Annotated in this window: 12 protein-coding genes and 1 tRNA gene; 8 read left to right on the top strand and 5 right to left on the bottom strand. The window is 25.0% G+C overall.

From position 1 onward, the window contains the following. Window positions 1-3 precede the first annotated feature (3 nt). Window positions 4-8,310, top strand: coding sequence for a hypothetical protein (locus GE118_RS04115; RefSeq protein ID WP_158764143.1), 8,307 nt, complete (start codon window positions 4-6; stop codon window positions 8,308-8,310). A 34-nt stretch (window positions 8,311-8,344) separates the two neighbouring features. Here GE118_RS04115 and tyrS read toward each other — a convergent pair whose 3' ends face one another. Together tyrS and tapR are read right to left on the bottom strand one after the other, a co-directional pair. Continuing rightward, a complete protein-coding gene (gene tyrS, locus GE118_RS04110; RefSeq protein ID WP_158764142.1) occupies window positions 8,345-9,580 on the bottom strand; it encodes a tyrosine--tRNA ligase in 1,236 nt (411 codons plus the stop codon). Continuing rightward, window positions 9,580-10,158: a TyrS-associated PheT N-terminal domain-related protein TapR gene (gene tapR / locus GE118_RS04105; RefSeq protein ID WP_158764141.1), complete on the bottom strand. Its 579-nt coding sequence runs from the start codon at window positions 10,156-10,158 to the stop codon at window positions 9,580-9,582. The genes tyrS and tapR overlap by 1 nt, the downstream gene beginning before the upstream one ends. Before the next feature lie 55 nt (window positions 10,159-10,213). Here tapR and GE118_RS04100 point away from each other — a divergent pair, with 55 nt between their 5' ends. Genes GE118_RS04100 through tsaD form a run of 4 tightly spaced genes read left to right on the top strand, consistent with a single transcriptional unit; the run spans window position 10,214 to window position 12,983 of the window. Further along, the gene (locus tag GE118_RS04100; RefSeq protein WP_158764140.1) at window positions 10,214-11,062 is read left to right on the top strand and encodes a DegV family protein; all 849 of its coding nucleotides are present in this window, start codon (window positions 10,214-10,216) and stop codon (window positions 11,060-11,062) included. Window positions 11,063-11,089: 27 nt separating this feature from the next. Continuing rightward, the gene (gene tsaE, locus GE118_RS04095) at window positions 11,090-11,485 is read left to right on the top strand and encodes a tRNA (adenosine(37)-N6)-threonylcarbamoyltransferase complex ATPase subunit type 1 TsaE (RefSeq protein ID WP_158764139.1); all 396 of its coding nucleotides are present in this window, start codon (window positions 11,090-11,092) and stop codon (window positions 11,483-11,485) included. Further along, entirely contained in the window at window positions 11,485-12,048 is a 564-nt protein-coding gene (tsaB, locus tag GE118_RS04090) for a tRNA (adenosine(37)-N6)-threonylcarbamoyltransferase complex dimerization subunit type 1 TsaB (RefSeq protein ID WP_158764138.1), read from the top strand. Before tsaE ends, tsaB begins: the two co-directional genes overlap by 1 nt. Then, window positions 12,048-12,983, top strand: coding sequence for a tRNA (adenosine(37)-N6)-threonylcarbamoyltransferase complex transferase subunit TsaD (tsaD, locus tag GE118_RS04085; protein ID WP_158764137.1), 936 nt, complete (start codon window positions 12,048-12,050; stop codon window positions 12,981-12,983). Before tsaB ends, tsaD begins: the two co-directional genes overlap by 1 nt. A gap of 9 nt (window positions 12,984-12,992) precedes the next feature. On the opposite strand, the gene GE118_RS04080 is transcribed toward tsaD, so the two are convergent. Then, on the bottom strand, window positions 12,993-13,595 hold the full coding sequence (locus GE118_RS04080) for a hypothetical protein (protein WP_158764136.1): 603 nt from the start codon (window positions 13,593-13,595) through the stop codon (window positions 12,993-12,995). A 77-nt stretch (window positions 13,596-13,672) separates the two neighbouring features. Between GE118_RS04080 and GE118_RS04075 the strand changes: the two genes are divergently transcribed. The 3 genes from GE118_RS04075 (at window position 13,673) to GE118_RS04065 (ending at window position 17,533) form a co-directional block, all read left to right on the top strand. After that, a tRNA-Arg gene (locus GE118_RS04075) sits at window positions 13,673-13,749 on the top strand. Between the two features lie 105 nt (window positions 13,750-13,854). Next, window positions 13,855-15,651: an ABC transporter ATP-binding protein gene (locus tag GE118_RS04070; protein WP_158764135.1), complete on the top strand. Its 1,797-nt coding sequence runs from the start codon at window positions 13,855-13,857 to the stop codon at window positions 15,649-15,651. A gap of 10 nt (window positions 15,652-15,661) precedes the next feature. Then, complete coding sequence (locus tag GE118_RS04065) at window positions 15,662-17,533, top strand: ABC transporter ATP-binding protein (protein WP_233262750.1); 1,872 nt, start codon at window positions 15,662-15,664, stop codon at window positions 17,531-17,533. A 43-nt stretch (window positions 17,534-17,576) separates the two neighbouring features. On the opposite strand, the gene tig is transcribed toward GE118_RS04065, so the two are convergent. Then, window positions 17,577-18,881, bottom strand: coding sequence for a trigger factor (gene tig / locus GE118_RS04060; RefSeq protein ID WP_158764134.1), 1,305 nt, complete (start codon window positions 18,879-18,881; stop codon window positions 17,577-17,579). An 88-nt stretch (window positions 18,882-18,969) separates the two neighbouring features. Next, window positions 18,970-19,980, bottom strand: a complete 1,011-nt coding sequence (locus tag GE118_RS04055; protein WP_158764133.1) for an NAD(P)H-dependent glycerol-3-phosphate dehydrogenase — start codon at window positions 19,978-19,980, stop codon at window positions 18,970-18,972. Window positions 19,981-20,132: the final 152 nt, after the last annotated feature.

Raw genomic sequence — 20,132 nt, 5'->3', positions numbered from 1 at the left:
ATAATGAAGAAATCAAACAAAATAATTTTAATCTCTTCAAGTTTATTGGTTCCAGCAGCTATAGGAGCTACAGTATTTGGGGTTAATAAATATAAACACAACCAAGAGCTTAATCGTTTAAAAAACTCATATTTTAATAAAATAAGCGAATTAAGTTCATTAAATAACGATGAAATAAAACAAGTTAAAAATAAAATAAGTTCTTTAGATAATATGAAAGAAATTGAAACTGTATTTAATGAAATTAAGCATAGAGATGAAAAATCAAAAGATTTATTATCAGAAGTTAAAAAATTAAATACAGATTTTTTAACCAATGAACCTATTTTTAAATTTGCTTCAAGTGATGAGCAAGAAGTGTTAATTAAACAATTAAAAGCAGTAGAAGCACATTATGAAAAAGATAAATTAATTACTAATTTAGCAACTAATGATTTAGAAAATATTAAAACTAATTTAATGCATAAATTTAATTCATTATCTGGTGTTAATAATTTAAATAATATGAAACAAAACATTGATAATTTAATGAATTTAGATCAAGAATGCAAAGAAAATATTAAGCAAAGTTTAGTATCTTTTAGTAGCTTAGAACAATTACAAGATTTTAAAGAAAAATTAAATATTAAAAACCATCAAACATTAAGTTTAGTACAACAAATGCATTTATCTCATGATTTAATTAATGAAGCAACAAATAGTGATTTATTAGAAAATCCTGAATTTGTTGAGTTAAAAAACAATATTAATGATTTAAATCAAGATTTCAAAAATGATAAATTAACTAATATTGATTTAGATTTAGAAGCTAAAACTAATGAATTAGAAAAATTAAATCAAAAAGCTGATTTATTAGTAAAATGAGCCAATAAATTAACTGAGCAATTAGCTAATATTACAATTACAGTTGATAATAATAATTTATTTGATGATGAACATTTAAGTTTAAATGCTAATGTTGATTTTCCTAGTGATTTAACAATTAGTTCAATTCAATGATTTATTAATCAAAATCCTATTGCTAATGCAAATCAAAAATCAATAGTTATTAATAGCAATCAATTTAATTTTAAAGAATCAAATGTTATTTATGTACAAGTAAATGGAACTTTTGATAATTTGGATTTTACTAATAAAGCATCACGTAAGTTAGTAATTGGATACAATCCTTGATCAAACGTTAATAAAGATAAATATTATGCAAAAGTTAATCAAATAGATAATTTTGATGTTTTAACTAAACAATATATTAATAACGAAATTGATCAAACTAATTCTTTAAATGAAACTTTAGAAGTGATTGAAAAAGCAAAAAATTTAAGTAATTTAATTAAAGAAATTCAAGCATATATTAAAGATACAAATTCAAATCAAATTAAAAATATTAAATATGCTTCAACAACAATTAAAAATAATTATTTAATTAAAGTTAATGAATTTAATACTTTATTTAATGATCAACAACTTTATAAATTAGCTTCATATAAAGATATTAATTTAAGTTCATTATTTGATGAAATTAAATTAAGAACTAATAATTTAGATGGAGATAATAATTCAAGAATTGTATCTGGATTAATTAATGATTTAAGTGCTTTAGATCAATCAATTAAACAACAATTTATTGATCAATTAGAAAGCACAAGTAATTATGATGGTTTATATGAAATAAAAAATAATGCTGATACATTACAAAATCAAGCTATCACCTTATTAAATACTATTAATGAGCTTAAAAACGTTAACCAAAGATTAAACGAATGAGAGCAACAAGAATCTAATATTAAATTAGATGAAACAATTAAAAATAATTTAAATACTAAATTAACTGAAGCTTCAAATTTATTTAATGACAATGTTTTAAATAATAATTCAACTGATTTAGTTCAATTAAATAATGAACTAAATCAGTTAATTACTAGTGTTAAAACACATATAACTAATGTTGATGAATTAAATAATTTATTACCTAATTTAACTCCAATAGCATCAAATAATGGTATTTTTAACGAAGCATTTAATGATATAGATATTACCATTCCTAGTGTTAATGATTTAAATTTAACCAATGTAGAATGAAGTATTGATGATCAAATTGAAAATGATAATAGCATTACTTTAAATGATTTAAATGTGTTAAATGACAAATTAATACTTGCAAAAGTTTCAGGAACTTATAAAGGAATTGAATTCACTAATAGAGCAATTCATCCTATTACTATAGCAAAACCAATATGAGCTAACTATAATAAAGATAATTATTATTTAGAAATTGATCAACTTCAATATCTAAGTGATGCATTAAAAACTCAAATTAAACAACAATTTACTAATGCAGAAACTAAAAATGATGCTTTAGAAATATTAGAAAAATACAAAGGTATCAATCAAAAATTAAGTGATATTTTTGATTGAATCAACAACTTCAATAACACTAAATCTCAAGATGTTAAATTCAAATATTCAAATGAATCTCATATTAATGATTTAACTAGTGCAATTGATGAATTTATTAATTTATTAGTTGAAAATAAATTAAATAATGAAATTGAGATTGATAAATTAAATGAAGCGTTTAATAATATCGAAACTAAATATGATGCATTAAATGGTGATGATAATTTAAATAATGTAAAACAAGATTTAAAAACTGCTTTAAATCACTTTGGGCCAACTCCATTAGAAAATGAGTTAAATAATTTAACAAATACTAATGATTTAAGTGAATTAAATGCTAAAGCACATGAATTAAAAGCTAAAAACCAAGAATTAAATGAAGTATTAGAATTTTTAAATATTAATTTAGTTAATAAATTAACTGAATTAAATAATTATGAAGCTTTAGAAGATAAATTATTTAGTTTAAGCGATGAAATTACCACTATTAATAATTTAAAACAAGAAATTTTAAGTTTATTTGATAATTCAAGAATTATTGATATTAATAGTGAATATAATCCAAAATTAGAACAAATTAAAGAAACAATAACTAGTGCTAAATCAAAAATTAAAGACTTTAATGATTTAAAAGAAATATTAACTAATACACTTTTAAATGCAACTAATGGTGGGTATTTACCAGATGAAAATACACCTGTAGTAGTTCATTTAGATAATATAGAAAATGTAACAATTAATAATTACAATTTCTATGTTGATGGTATTGAAAAAGCTAAAGATCAAAATGGCTCAATTTCAATTTCACTAAGTGATTTTGAAAATACACCAGAAAATCAAGATTCTAAAAATGTAACTGTAAAAGTAACTGGTACTTATAAATGAATTAATTTTGAAAATAATAACTGAATTCCTGCAATTGAAGTGTATAAACCTACACCAATTACAGAAGAACAATTAAATGAAGAATTAGCAAAATTTGATGCTTTAACTAATTTAGAAGCGGCTGTAATTAATAAATTTAAAGAAGATGCAAGAAATTGTAAATATTTAGGTCAAGTTAAAGCGATATTTAAAGCAGCTAATGCAATAAATACCAAAGCAGGAGATTTAGCTGAAAAATTAAAACTTTATCTTGAACACGAAGGTGCAATTGAAGATTATAAATTTGCTAAATCTGCTGATCAAATTAATTTAAAAAATGTTGCTAATAGAATTGCTAGTGATGAATATTCATACTACAAAATTAAAGATACCAATATTACTCTTGAACGTTTAACTCAAGCTCAACGTGAGTTAAACGAAGTGATTAATCAACTTCAAGGAGTTGCTTATAAAAATAATTTAATTCAAAAAATTAACTCATATTCAACAATGAGTACTAATATTAAAAATCAATTAATCAATGGTATAGATGCAAAAGCTACTGATTATGATACTTTAATGAGCTTAGGTAATTTATATGATCAATATGATCAAGCTTTAGCAACTAATCTTCCTTTATTAGTTGAACAATTAAACTTAAGTGAACCAGTTAATACTAAAATTGATAGTTTTATTAATCAAGATTTAGGATTTGAATTAAATAAAACTGTAATTAATGATTTTAAAGCTAATCGTCAAGAGATATCAAATATAATAGCTAGAACAAGTAATAATTTAAATACAATTACTACAATTGCAGATTTATATGAGAAATTTAGAAATCAAGTTACTAGCTTAGATAGATTTGCTGATGATGCTATTTTAGTAAAAGAAGCTTTAGCTCATTCTAATATTTATACTGATAATCAAGGATATTTATTATCTGCAGATGCTAAATATAAACTAGGTCTTAATATTGATTCAAAAGTTAATATTAAGACAATGAGATGATTAGCTGGAGATAATGAAGTATATGGTGCAACTCATAAAGTTAATGATATTGATCCATTTGTAGTTGATCAAGATAAAGAAGTTAAATTAATCATTAGTGGATTTATTAATGATGTAACTTTTGAAAACTATGAAGTTAAAAATACAGTGACTTTACATCATCATAACCCATTAAAAGATGTTGAATTAAATGCTTCAAGCAAAACTTTAGCACCTACTGGAGTAGATTTAAGTTTAACTCATACAGAGTCATTATCTAACGTTACTTACAAATGATATAGATATAATGATTTATTAGATAATAATACTAATTCATTACATATTAATAGTGTAGGAACCTATTTTGTAAAAATAGTTAATGATCAAAATATTGAATGAAATACCAATTCTATTGATATTTCATCATTACCTTTAGTTAATGATTCAGAGAAATTTAAAGCTATTGAATCTAAAGAAGTAGGATTCTTAAATGGATTTATTCAAGATTTAGGATACCATCCTAGAACTGCAAACCACGAAGTTTATGAAACACCTTTAACTAAAAAATATGGATCAGACTTTAAATATCCAGCATGAAATTACGACTATAAAGCTGGAAGAGATCATCCAAATTCTTACCTAATGCATAATGGTGTTAGAGTAAATGTTGCAAATGAAGTTAGGGAAGAAAAAGTTCCTGATAGAAACAATTATTATAGAGATGCAGGATTTATTAAGGATGAAATCCGTAATAATAGACTTAAAAAACACCCTGCAGCTGCTGGATTTTATCAAAAACAAATTCCTGATACTGCTCAAAGTTTAACTAGAAGAATTGGTATTTCTACCACTTACTTAGGAATGCATACAACAGGAATTTATGCTGCTCCAGGAGAAGTTGTAGAGATTGAATTTAGTGAAGAAACTTATAAGTTATTAAAAGCAAGAGGAAATATTCCATTTACTTTTATCATCAATCAAAATTATTGAGATAACCATGAATTTGGTAATACCGGTATGGTAAGTAAGAGATATCCAAAAGTAAGAAGTGAGTTCAATTATAGCCTTTCTGAAATTGATGAACATCATAGAATTAAAATTGGTTCACCTTTTGGTGGTCCAATAAATGTAAAAATCAATGGATCATTATATACACCTAATGGAGATATTGCTACTTTAGATATGACTATCCATAATGGTTTAGAAATGTTAGGTTACTTTGATGGTATTACTACTAAAGAGCAATGAGATCAACAGGTAGCTAAAGTTAAAAGTGGTCAGATAGTAGCTCCTGAACTTGCGATTAATACTAATTATTCAGCAATTTTAGCTCCTTGAACTAGTGATACTCAAGTTGCTTATGTTAACTTTGATGATTTAGTTTATCCAAAAGATGTTATCCAAAAATGAAACAGCTTCTATGAAGGTTCATTTATGTGAAATGAATTTAAATCTAATAGAATAGCATTAAATTATGCTGATGATATTTGGGGCGGAGCTGCTGCCTGAGGTGGAGGAGATCAATTATACGCTCCTATTAGTTGAGCAAGTAAATACCTTAGAGGTCAAAGAGATTTTGGTACTGAAGATTGAGGAAATTACCATGAAATCAACCATAACTTCCAACACCACCAAGATCCATTTAACATTAAAGACCATGGATGAACTAATATTCCTTCAGTTTTAAACTTATCATACATCAACGATACTACTAGATTCAGAAACTTAGCCAACACTACAGGTCAATGAGAAGGTGGTTGAGCTGGATTGGCAAACGAATTTTCTAGTTCTAAAGGTGGTCATGGTTGATATGCATTATATTCATCAATGATTTATATGCTAGGTCAAAATAGATTTGTTGATTGAGTTAAAAATAGTGACTGGAATGGTAAACATACTAATGGTTCAAGAAGCAATGCTTTTGAAACAATTGAATACTTATCAGAGTTTACTAAGTTAGATTTTGGATACATGCTCCAAAGTCATAATTGAAATAACAATTTATATGAATTAGTTGCTGATTTATCAGATAAATATGTTAAAGAAATTCAGAAGAATATTGACCAAATCAACTTATTGCAAGGAATAGTTGCAAGATTTACAAAAGAATTAGAAGCTAAACCTAACGATGCAAACTTACAAGCCAAAGTTAGAAGATATAATGAACAATTACAAGGGTTTAGAGATCAAAACGAAGGTTATAAAAATAAACTAGATGAATTGGTTAAAAAACTTGCTAAGGTTAAAGAAATTAATAAGAAATATCCAGGAATTGACATTGTGGGTAATGTTTATGCAGCGGGAGATTATTTTTACCATAGCGATAAGCAAAAATTCACTTATAACGGTGATCATCAAGCCGCATTCCAAGTTGCTGCTGGTAAACCTTATGTTTTTGATTTTGAAAAAGGAATTAGATCAATTAATCCTAACTTCCAATGATCAGAATTGAAATTTAGTAAAAATTCTAAATTTAATGGAACTTTAGCTTTAGATCCAAATAATCCAAAGAGATTAATTTATACCGCTAACAATAATTTCTTAGATCAAATTGATGAGTTTGATGTTGAAATCATTCCATCAAACTTCCACAATAAACCAGAAAATTATGTTCCTGGATATAAATGAAAAATTAAAGTTAGAAATGTAGTTAATGCTCCAGTTATGACTTACTATGGTGTTATTCCAAACGAAGTTATAAACACTTTAGGTAGAAACGAAGATAGAATCACTAACCTAGTTAATAAATTAGATGATTTAACAGCTAATGGAACAATTTCTGGCATTGAGTTTCCAATGGAGCTTAATCCAAGATACACAGGATATTTAGATAAAGAACATACATTAGTAAGCTATAAATTTAAATTTAAACCTAATAAATCTGGAAAATTAAAATTTGTTGGAAATGTAGATGATTGATATGCATTGTATATTAATGGAGAGCTTCAAAACAAAGGCACAAGCACAGGAGATAGAGATTATTCTAACTTTAAAGACTTTGATGAAAATACTTATTATGATGTTGTTTTATATGCGTATAATGATGGTGGAAAAGGTCATTTTGACATTAATTATGTATATGAAGGAGAAGATACCAAATATAGTGTATTAAATCAAAGTTTATCAAGTTATATTAACAATGTAACTACTGATGATGCTAAATTAAAAGAATTTTTAACTGATGATAAATATAAATATCAAAGAAGATTCAAAGATAGAGTTAATAAAGATCCTAAAGAAATTCAAAGATATATTCAAAACTTACAATTAGATCAATCTACTGCAAGATTTACTACATCTCATAGTTCATTAAATGGAAATACAGGTGCAATACAAGTTACAAAACCTGGAAATAATAGATTTGAGGTTTGAAATACCAAAGAAGCTACATTCAATTGATATTTCACTAAACCACAAGTAATATCAGGATATAGTTTTAACTTCTGAGGAAATCATAGAGATTATGCTCCAACTAAAGCTCAAATTTGAACTATTTTAGATAATGGTACTAAATTAATGCTTTATGATGGAAGAGCTCAACAATGAAGATATATGTTTGATAAATCATATAAAGTAAATAATATCCACGTTAGAGCATGACATGAAAATAAAGGAACTGGTTTTGTTTTAGCAAAAGTTAACTTCTTTACTACTGCAAAACAAAACTATATTGTAGGAATTAATAATCCTGAAATTAAATACTATGGAAGTTGAGATTTTGTTAAAAATGCTCCAGATGTAGCTAATTCAAATGTAAATAATTTATCAGCAGTTACTTCGACTGCAAATGATTATTTAGAATATAAATTTAAAGGTAGTTCAATTAACCTTTATGGAAAAGCTGTACCAAGCAATAACACTACTTTTGATGTTTATATTGATGGTGAATTAGTAGCTAGTGATATTTCAAATGCAAACAATTGAGAAGTTAATAATAAGCTTCTATTTAGTTATTCATTAGATAGTGATAATGATACAGATCACTTTATTAGAATAGTAAATAAAACTAATAATAAATTAACAGTTCAATACTTTACTGAATATCGTGAAGAAGAATAATTAAAAAGTCAAAACAATAAGTTTTGACTTTTTTCTATACTAATTTAACTAAAAAGATATTCTTCTTACCAATGTTTAATAAAGCATATTGATTATTATAAATTTCTGAAGTTAATAAATAAGATTCATCAATTGCTTGTCCATTAATTTTAATTGCTTGAGTTTGTAAAAACTCTCTAGCTTGACGTTTAGATTGAACTAATTTGTTAGCTACTAATTGTTCAATTAAATTTTTATCTTTTTCTAATGAAACAGTAGTTATTTCGTTTTCAATATCTTGCATATCATTAATTGTTAAGCTACTGTAATCAAGTTTTTTATCAAATAAAATATGAGAGATGGTAATAGCTTTTTTAACTTCTTTTTCACCATGAATATCACCAACAATTAATTTAGCTAATACTTTTTGAGCATATTGATTTGCTGGATTTTCATTATGAACTTTGATGATTTCATCAATTTCATTTATTGGTAAAAAAGTTAATCATTTAAGTAGTTTTTCAACTTGAGAATCAGGTTGAGTAACTAAAAATTGATACATAGCATATGGTTTAGTTTTTGATTTATCTAATCATAAACTTCCTCCACCTGTAGATTTACCAAATTTATTACCATTAGAATCGGTTAATAAATTAGAAGTTAAAGCAACTGCTTTATGTTCATCTCCAAAGGTTTTAGAAATCATATCTAAACCAGTAGTTATGTTTCCTCATTGGTCTGATCCACCAAATTGAACACATATATTTTTAGTTTTATATAAGGTTAAAAAGTCTCATCCTTGAATTAATGAATAACTAAATTCAGTAAAACTTAAACCTTTACTAATTCTTGAAGCTACAGAATCTTTAGCTAATAAGTAGCTTACATTAACCATTTTTCCAACATCTCTAATAAAATCTAAGACGTTCATATCTTTATAAAAATCATAGTTATCAATAACTTCTAAACCAAAAGATTCTAATTGATTACGAATATGATTTTTATTATTTAAGATGGTGTTATTATCTAAAAGTTGTCTTTCAGAATCTTTAAATGAAGGATCTCCGATCATTCCAGTTGCTCCACCAATTAAAGCATAAGTTTTTCAACCCATTTTTTTAAATCTTAATAAGATAGAAATTTGAATATAGTTTCCTAAGTGCAAGCTAGTAGCTGTAGGATCAAATCCTGCATAAACTGAAGAAGTAGCAGGATCTAATTTAATTAATTTATCTCTATTACTAATTTGTTTTAAGATTCCTCTACTTTCTAAATCATGTAAAATGTCCATTATAAATTAAAATCCTTTCCTATATCAGTATGTGTTCCAAAAATTAATCCCTCTTTATCAATTCCTAAAGTTTGATATCCTGTTAACATACCAAAACTATCGACATTTAACACTTTATTTTCAATAATTCTCATACCTTTAAAAGTAAATGATCCTGGAAGTGCTAATACTAAAACACTACCAACTGTAGAATCTAAGGTATTTGTAACAATTTGGATAGTTTGATTATCATTAATTTTTACTTGTAAAACAAATAATTTTTGTGATTTAGGATGTGTTTCTCTTGATAAAACTTCTCCATAAATAAATTTAGGTTCATTTTTAATTTTTAAACCTAAATCACTTGCTATTTGAGAAATATTTACATAAGTAGAATCATCTAAACTATAGAATTTTTTATCTAAATTTAAGTTATATTTAGCTGAATCTAAAACATTAATAGATTCAACATTATTTTCTTTATCAACAAAGAAAATCAAATCATTTCATTTAACTTGATTGGTTGCATTAATTCTAGAATCAACTAGAATAATAGCTGTATTTTTGAATGTTTCATTTATATTGTTTACTAAAATCATAATATTTTATATTATACTTTATTTAATTTATAATGTTTTTTAATATAATAAAACTATGAAAAAAATAGCGATATTAGTAGATTCATCATCAGGTTTAACCAAAAAGCAAGCAGCACAGCACAATTGACATTTTTTACCATTGTTAGTTAGTTTAGATGGTGTGGAATATAAGGATGGAATTGAACTTACAGGAACTAATTTATTTAATCATTTTTCATTAAATAGTAATAATGTAAAAACTTCATCAACACCTTTAGGTTTAGTGCATCAAGAATTAGAAAAATTAAGTAAAGAGTATGATGAAATCATCTTTTTCCCTATTTCAAAACATCTTTCAAGTCAATATCAAATGTTATTAACATTAATGGATGAATTTCCTAAATTAAAAGTTGTTCAATCATTATATGTAGCTATTTTAATTCCGTTAATGGTTAAATATTTAGAACAATTAATTAAAGATGGAATGGATAGTGATAGTGCTATTAAACAAGTTGAACAATGAAACAATGATTTTAAAGTAACTTTATTACCAAAATATAATGATTATTTAGTTAAAGGTGGTAGATTACATCCAACTGCTGCAACAATAGCTAAGTTATTAAAAATAGTGCCTTTAATTGCTTTTGATAATGGCCAATTAATCAAAGAAGGTAAAGGTAGAATTTTCTTAAAATCAGTTTATAACAGCATTGATGATAAAGTAATGGATGATGATTCAGAATTTATAATATTGCATTCAAATAATAATGATATTAATGAAATAGTGGATTATATTCAAACTAAACACAATAAAAAAGTTTATGTAGCTTTATTACCTAATGTTATAGCTATACATACAGGCCCTGAAGCTATTGTGGTTATTAAAACTAAGAAATTAACAGAAGAACAAAAAGCGTTATTTTAACGTCTTTTTTTATTAAACAAGGAAAATATGCAAAAAGAAATTAAGTGTAATACAATACAAGAATTACAAGAGTGAGTAAATAATAATTTTGATTTATTTAATCAAAAGAAAATTATTTTACTTGATGGTGATTTAGGTGCTGGTAAAACTACTTTAGTACAATTAATTGGTAAAAAATTAGGAATTAAGCAAAAAATAACTTCTCCAAGTTTTTCATATATGAAAACTTATGATGGATTAGTTCATATTGATTTATATAACTACAAAGGTGATTTAGAAGAATTTGAAGATTATTTTGAAGATAATATTGTGTGTATAGAATGAAGTAATTTAAAAGAAATTAATTATGCTAATTGCATTAAAATCCAAGCATCATTATTAGATAATGATTTTCATCATTTTGAGATTAAGGAGATTATTTAATGAATCTATATTTAGATACAGCAACAGAAGATTTTGTTTTAGTTTTATTTAATGATGATTTTGAAGTAATAGATCATGTTTTATATTTAAACTATAGAAAAAAAGTGGACCTTATAGTTAATGAATGCTTGAATATGATGAAAAAACATAATTTAGAATACAAAGATTTAAATGGACTTTATACAAATATTGGACCAGGTTTTTTTACTGGAGTTAGAGCTTCATTAGTCTTTTTTAGAACTATTGCTTTATTAACTAAAGTTCCTTTATTTACTACTACATCATTTGATATCTTATTAAAACAAAACAATCAATCAATTTTAACTCTAGATGCTCAAGGGAATAAAATGTATTTTTTTGATAAAGAAATGTATCAAAAAAATAATGATATTAAAAAATCAATAACAGTAAAAACTAAAGATCAAACTGTTATTGATAAAATTAATTATCAATCAATGATTGATAATTTTAAGTTATATAAAGATATTTTTAATCAAGAAACAAATGCTTTATTAACTGAGCCTTTATATATAAAATCTCCTCAGATTGGAGCGATTAAATAATGAGAATTTTAGGTATAGAAACATCACACGATGATACTTCAATTGCTGTATTAGAAGATAATAAAGTATTAGAATTAATTACTGTGTCTCAAATTGATATTTTCAAGGAATTTGGTGGAACCATTCCTGAAATTGCTTCTAGAGAACATGTTAAAAATATTGCTTTAATTCAAGAAATGATTTTTAAAAAATATGAACCAAATAGTTTTGATTATATAGCTTATACTAAAGAACCGGGATTAATCGGAACTTTACAAATAGGATTTTTATTCGCTAGTGCTATAAGTCAAGTAATTAAAAAACCTTTAATTCCAATTAATCATTTACATGGTCATATTTTATCAGCAACTTTAACTAATGAAATTACTTTTCCTGCATTAACTTTATTAGTTTCTGGAGGACATACACAATTAATTTTAGCTAAGAATTATAATGATTTTGAGATAGTAGGAGAAACTTTAGATGATGCTGTGGGTGAAGCGTTTGATAAGGTGGCTTCAAGATCAGGTTTAGGATTTCCTGGAGGTCCAATTATTGATAAAATTGCTCAAAATTATAATGGAGAATATTTATCATTTACTAAACCAAAAACAGAGCACCCATTAGATTTTTCTTTTAGTGGTTTAAAAACCCAAGTATTAAACTATTTAAATAGTTGCAAAATGAAAGAAATAGCATTTGATAAAAATCAAATTGCTGCAAGTTTTCAAAAAGTTGCAGTGGATTATTTAATTGATAAAACTAAATTAGCTTTAGAAAAATATGAAGTTAAAACTTTGGTGCTTGGTGGAGGGGTTAGTGCTAATAGTGAACTTAGATCTAAATTTTTAACATTACATCCTAATACTATTATTCCAAGTTTAAAATATGCAACAGATAATGGAGCGATGATTGCAAATGTTTGTTATTTAAGATTAAAAGAAAACCAGGATTAATCCTGGTTTTTAAAATTTAAAATTAAATACATTTCCAACATTATACGAAGAAATTGCAAGAATTTCATCATCAATTTTAATTTTATTAATTTTGATTACAAATACAAGTGAAAGAATAATAGAAACAATTCACATTATTGGAGCTAAAATTGGAAGCATAAAACCAACAAAGAAAAGAATTAATGCTGCTGTTCCAAAACCTTTAACATTAGTATATTGTTTATATAAGTATGGATTACTTTTATAGAAGTTTGATAAAGTTTTTGAGCTAGATGTTAATGTTAAAAATCATACAATATAAGTAAAACTTGCTAATCAAGCAATGTTGTACATAACTTGATAAAAAATAGCGAATATTTTAAATTCTTCAGTAATAATTGCATCAGGGTTTGCGTTTATAATATTTTTATAGATATTATATGTTTCTTTAGAAGAATAAACTTCTTTAATAGTGCTAAATACATTAAACATAAAAATTGCGTGCATAACAAGAAACACAATTAAACTACCTAAACAAGAAATTATTATTCATCATTTATATTTTAATAAACGATTAATATTGTCTCTAATTTGTTTTGTGTTATAAAAAGTCTCTAAACCGATATTTTGCATATATCTCCTTTATTTAATTTTACAAAATAAAAAGTATTTTGAAAAATTAAAAAATATGATATATTTATATTAAACGTGGTCGCGTAGCTCAGTTGGATAGAGCACGAGCCTTCTAAGCTTGTGGTCGTAGGTTCGAATCCTATCGTGATCGCCATTTTTTTATACCCTTTTTTAAGGATAAAATTTCCTTATTTATACATAATACTTATATATAATATAAAGATATTATTATGATAAAGAGTTAGAAAGGTGGTTGATTATGATACAAATGTTTAAAATTTTACCTCGTAAGATTAAATTATTTTTTATGCTTGGTATATTCTTTACATTAATAAATATAGCTGTGACTATGATATTACCTGTGTTACTAAGTCAATTTATTACATTATTAATCAACGAACAACCTACTAAAGAAATAGTAATTTTTAAATGAAAAATTATTGGTGAGTATAAGTATTTACTAAAATTACTGATTGGTAGTGTTGTGGGATTAATACTTTTAGGTGGAATAACTAGCATTTCAAGTATTTTAATTATTATATGAGCTGGTGAAAACGCTTCAAATCATTATAGAAATACATTATTTAAAAAATATCAATTATTAAGTTTAAAAGATATTGCAACATTTAAAGAAGAAAGTTTATTAACTAGAATTAATGATGATGTTGCAATCTTTTGAGAGTTTTTAATTAGTGCATCTACAGCATTAATTAAAGCACCATTATTTATTTGTTTTGGTTTAATTTTTGCATTTTTAACAGATGTTCAATTCTCATATGCAATTATTGCAATTGTTCCTGTTTTAGTTGGGGTTTTAGCTTTTATTTTTATAAAAGTTACACCATTAATCCAAAAAAACAGAAAGAATTTAGATAACATAACTAAAGAAGTTACTGAAACAATTAATGGAGCTAAATTTATTAAAGCATACAATTTACAAGAGAAACAATTTAATAAGTTTGACACAACTAATAAAACTTGAGTTAATACCGAATCAAAAATCTTTAAGATTTTTAGTATAGGAACTCCTGCGTTTTTTGTGATTGTTAATTTAATTGTAGTTTTAATTTTTATAATGGCTGCAAAAATTATTGGTGATGGCAATGCTAATGGTCAATTATTGGCTAAAATCAATGTTTTTATTGAATATGAATTTATTATTGCTTTAGGTATTATTACTTTTGCACAATTTTTAAGCTCATTTTTTAGAGCTAAAATTAGTGCCAAAAGAATTACTGATGTTTTAAATGTTAAGTATGACAATTTATATGTGCCAAACGGATATAGAATTGTTTCAAAAGGAAATAAAGTTAATGATGTAAGAAATTATGGAATTGAATTTAAAAATGTTAACTTTAAATACTTTGAAACTTCTGAAGATTATGCAGTTAAAAATATTAATTTCAGTGTTGAAGGTGGTCAAACTTTAGGTATTATTGGACCTACAGGTAGTGGTAAAAGTACTTTAGCTAATTTATTAGTTAATAATATGAAATATACTGAAGGTAATATTTTAATAAATAATAATGAAGTTAAAGATATTAATACTCATGATTTACATTCAAAAGTAGGTATTGTATATCAAGAATCATTGCTTTATTCAGGAACTATTTTAAGTAATGTTACTTTTTCTAAACCTAATGCTAATGAAAAAGAAGTTGAAAAAGCATTAAATAATGCTTGTGCTTATGATTTTATTAAAACATTCCCTGATAGATTAGATCATAAAGTAGCTCAAAGAGGAAAGAGTTTATCTGGTGGTCAAAAACAAAGATTATCTATTGCAAGAACATTGTTAATAGATCCTAAAATTTTAATTTTAGATGACTCTACTAGTGCTTTAGATAATATAACTACTAAAAAATTAATTAATAATATTAATAATAATTATGACTGTACCACAGTTATTATTTCTCAAAAAGTTAATTCAATTAAACACGCTAATAAGATTTTAGTTATGGATAAAGGTGAGATTGTTGCTCAAGGAACACACGAAGAATTATTAAAAACTTGTGAATGATACAGAAGCATTAATCAAAACCAATTAGAACAATAAGGAGGTTAAGGTGCAAGAATATGAAACACGTAAGATATCTGAAGAGCTTAAAAAAGACCAAACAGATACAAAATTCAAAAAAACCTTAAAGACTTTATTTTCATACTTATTAGCTGATAAAAAAACATTATTTTTAGGATTGTTATTTTCTGCTTTAAATTCATTATTTTATATTGTAGGAAGCTTTTTAATTGGTTCAATTGTTACTTGATATATTCAACCAATTATTGAAGGAAAGCAATTAATTTTTAATACTAAAGGATTTTGAGTTACTTTAAGTTTATTAGTAACTTCATTCTTACTTTATGGAACTTGTAGATATATTGAAAATTATTTATATGTAAAAGTCAGTTTTGGTGCAGGAGAGCGATTAAGAAGAGAAATTGTACTTAAGCTTCATAAAATGCCTATGAACTTCTATGACAGAAATAAAACTGGTGATTTAATTTCAACATTAATAGTTGATGTTAACAACGTTGCTAACTCATTATTTCAAGTTTTAACACAAATTCCAGGAAATATATTTTCTATTTGTGTATCAATTATTATCTTATCTTTAATCTCAGGTTCATTAACTTTAATTATTGTGCCTGTTTCATTATTGATGTTTGGATTAGTGTTTTTATTAATCAAAAAATCTCAACCACAATTTATTAAAGTACAAGATTCATTTGGTAAATTAAACGCTTTTGTTGAAGAAATGGTGGCAAATACCAAAGTAACTAATTCATTTGATCAACAAGAAGCTATTTTTGAAAGTTTAAAGAAAATTACTAAAGAGATAAGAAATACAGCTTATTTAGGAGATGTTGTAGCTAAAAGTTTTGATACTTTATATGGAGTTATTTCAAATACTATTATTTTAATGATTTCAGGAATTGCTGCATTATTTTACTTTAATGATGTTCAAGCTTATGGATTAGCTTCTTTAGGTTTTCAAAATGCTAATGGAACTCCTAGTGCTGGATTAATTATTACTTATGTATCAATCGCTTGAAATTTAATGTCACCATTTCAAAATATTTTAAATAGTACTTTTAACCTTCAAATAGGGATTGCATCTTCTGGAAGATTATTCAAATTAATCCACATTCAAGCTCCTTCAAAAGAGCATGAAACTATTAAACCAAAAGAAATTCAAGGTTTAATAGAATTCAAAGATGTTTATTTTAAATATGTACCTAATTCAAGAAAATATCAATTACAAAATGCTTCATTTGTAGCTAAACCTGGTGAAGTAGTTGCAATTGTTGGGCCTACAGGTGCAGGAAAAACTACTATTATTAGCTTAATTAGTAAATATTATGATTATGCTAGTGGTAATATTACTATTGATGGAAATGAATTAAGAAACATTGATACCAAAACTCTAAGAGACAATATGACTATTGTACTTCAAGATTCATTTTTATTTAATTTAACCATTTTAGATAACTTAAAATTAGCTAAACCAAATGCTTCAATGGATGAAATTATTGAAGCTGCAAAAATGACTAAAGCTCATCACTTTATCAAAAGCTTACCAAATGGTTATAATACAATGATTGAAAACAATGGAGCAAATATTTCTCAAGGTCAAAAACAATTGTTGTCATTAACTAGAGCAATTTTATCCAATAGAAGTATTTTAATTTTAGATGAAGCAACAAGTAATATTGACTCTGCTACTGAACAAATAGTACAAAAATCAATGTTACATTTAATGGAAAATAAAACATCATTTGTTATTGCTCATAGATTAAGTACTATTAAAAATGCTAATAAAATAATTGTTATTGATAATGGATTTATTATTGAACAAGGAAATCATAAGGAACTATTAGAAAAACAAGGGTTTTATTATGATTTATATACTTCACAATTCAATAATCAAGCAAAATAAAAAATGTATAAGTTTAATTACTTATACATTTTTTATTTAATAATTATTGTAATAATGCATCAAATGCTTTAGTTAATTCTTGAGATTTTTCTTCTGATACTAAAGCAACTACTTTGGTCATGAATTGTAAGAATGCTAAGTTATCTAACATTGCATTACCTGTTGATAAGTTCTTTTCAGCTAATTTATCTGCTAAAGCTTCAAGCTCTTCTTTTGTAGGTTTAAATTCAATTTTTTGTGCTAAGAAAACTTCCACTAATTGGTGAGAAACAATTTTTAATGCTTCTTTGGTAAATTGTTTTTCTAAGTCTTCTTCAGACATTTTGATTAATTTTAAGTATTCAGTTTTCTTAATTTTGTATTGAGTTAATGTTGCTTTGAAATCATTTTTTAATTTATTAATTGTGTTTGATAAGAAGTTAGGGTGAATGTGGATTGAATATTTTGAGAAAATTTCATCAGATAAATCTGATTTAAATTTCATACATACATCAAATAATCTTTCTAATTTAACTTTGTTTGAAATTCATTTATCAAATTCTTCTACTGAGCTAACATTATTTAAACCAAATAATTTAACATTTTCTTCTGTAACTTCAAATGTTTGAAGTTTAGTAAATGAATGAATTGTAACATCAAATACTGCTTCTTTACCTTGGAAAGCTTCTGAGAAGTAATCTTCTGGGAAAGTAACATTAATTGATCCACTTCATCCAAGAGGTTTATCTAAAAGTTGTTCTTCAAATCCTTTAATGAAGCTATGTGAACCTAATTGTAATTCATATCCTTCAGCTTCTCCACCTTCAAATGGCTCATTATCAATAAACCCTTTAAAATCAATAACTAATTTATCTCCATTAGCTGTTGTTTGACCTTCTTTTGCGTCAACATAAACTGATAATGAATCTAATAATTTATTTTTGTATTCTTTGATTTCTTCTTCAGTAACTTCAATTGATTGTACTTTAACATCTAATGATTTAAAATCAACAACTGAAAAATCAGGGAAAATGCTGTATTTGTATTCAAGTGATAAATCACCATTTTCAAGCACATTTTCACTTACAGAAACTAATTCAGCAACTGTTAATTTATTTTCTTCAATGTATTTAGCAACATTTGGAAATTCTTTTTCAGAGATTTGACCTAATGCTCTTCTGTAGCAGTCTTCTTTATCAACATATTGTATCGCTTTTGCTAAAGGAGCTTTTCCTGGACGGTATCCATTAATTTTAACTTTTTTAGCTGCTTTTTCAATGTTTTTATCTACTAGTGAAGCAAGATCATCTTTTGATACAGATAATGATATAACTACTTCACTATTTTCATTATTTAGTGTGTGTTTCATAATTTCTCCTTTAATTTATTGCACAAATGCAAAAATATATTTTATATTTTATATTATTTTTTAATATTTTATAAATACTACAGCTATATTAGTACTTTTTACTATTTGTTAAAAAGTCTGTTATTTTAAATGGATTTTTACCTTTTAAAATAACTTCAATAATACTTGCAAAAAATGGAGCTTCGATTTCATGTTTTTTAAGCAATTTATCAAGTGTTTTAGCAGTTTCAAAACCTTCAATAGTTGTTTTGTTTTTCTCTAATGTACTTTTTAATCCAAATTCAGCAATTTCATAACCTAAAGTAAAGTTTCTGCTTTTATCTGATGTACAAGTTAAAATAACATCTCCAATACCTGAAAAATCTAATCCAGCAAATATATTAAAATCATTTGGATATAAGCTTTGATAGATTTTTAAAATTTCATTAATACCAATAGTAAGCATTGCTGATTGAGTATTTTTACCACTATGTTTGTAGCTAATAATACCTAATCCTATTGCTAAAACGTTTTTTAATGCAGCAAACATCTCTGCACCAATAACATTGGTTGAAGGTATTAATTTAAAGTAGCTATTATTGAAGTATTTAACTAAAGAATCCATATATTCTTGATTATCTGACACAATATTAATCATTGTTAGCTCATTTTGGAATACTTCAGAAGCATAACTTGGACCTATAAAGGTAGCTAGGTTTTTTAAATTACCTTTAAATCTCTTTTTAATGAACTCTGAAAATAATAATTCACTATTAGGTTCAATCCCTTTTGAAAGATTGATGATATCAATCTTTCTATATTTAATATTCTTTTGTAAGTGTTTTAATACCACTTTCATTGATTTAGAAGGGATACCAAGAACAATTGTATTAGAATTACTTACTAATTCTTTTAAATCATTAGTAGCTGAAATTAACTCTTTATCGTTAAAATCACTAGAACCAAAATATCTATAATTATTACCGTTGTTTATTGCTTGTATTTCATCTTTATTGATACCATACATCATAACTTCATGTCCATTAGTTACTAAAACATTCGCTAAAGCACTAGACCAAGCACCAGTACCAATAAAACCAAATTTTCTTTTTTTACTCATACTTTAATTATAATGTTTTATATTAATATTTAAAATTTAGAAATTAACAAAGGTAAAAAACAAATTTAATATAGCAAAATAGACAAAATACATAGTTTTTTAATGAAATATAGTGCTTTTTTCATTATAAATTTATATAAAAATTAGAATAA

It is taken from the genome of Mycoplasma sp. NEAQ87857 (genome assembly GCF_009792315.1).
In the GTDB taxonomy this organism is placed as follows: Bacteria; Bacillota_I; Bacilli_A; order Mycoplasmatales; family Metamycoplasmataceae; genus Mycoplasmopsis.
This window is presented reverse-complemented; position numbering and strand designations above follow the sequence as displayed.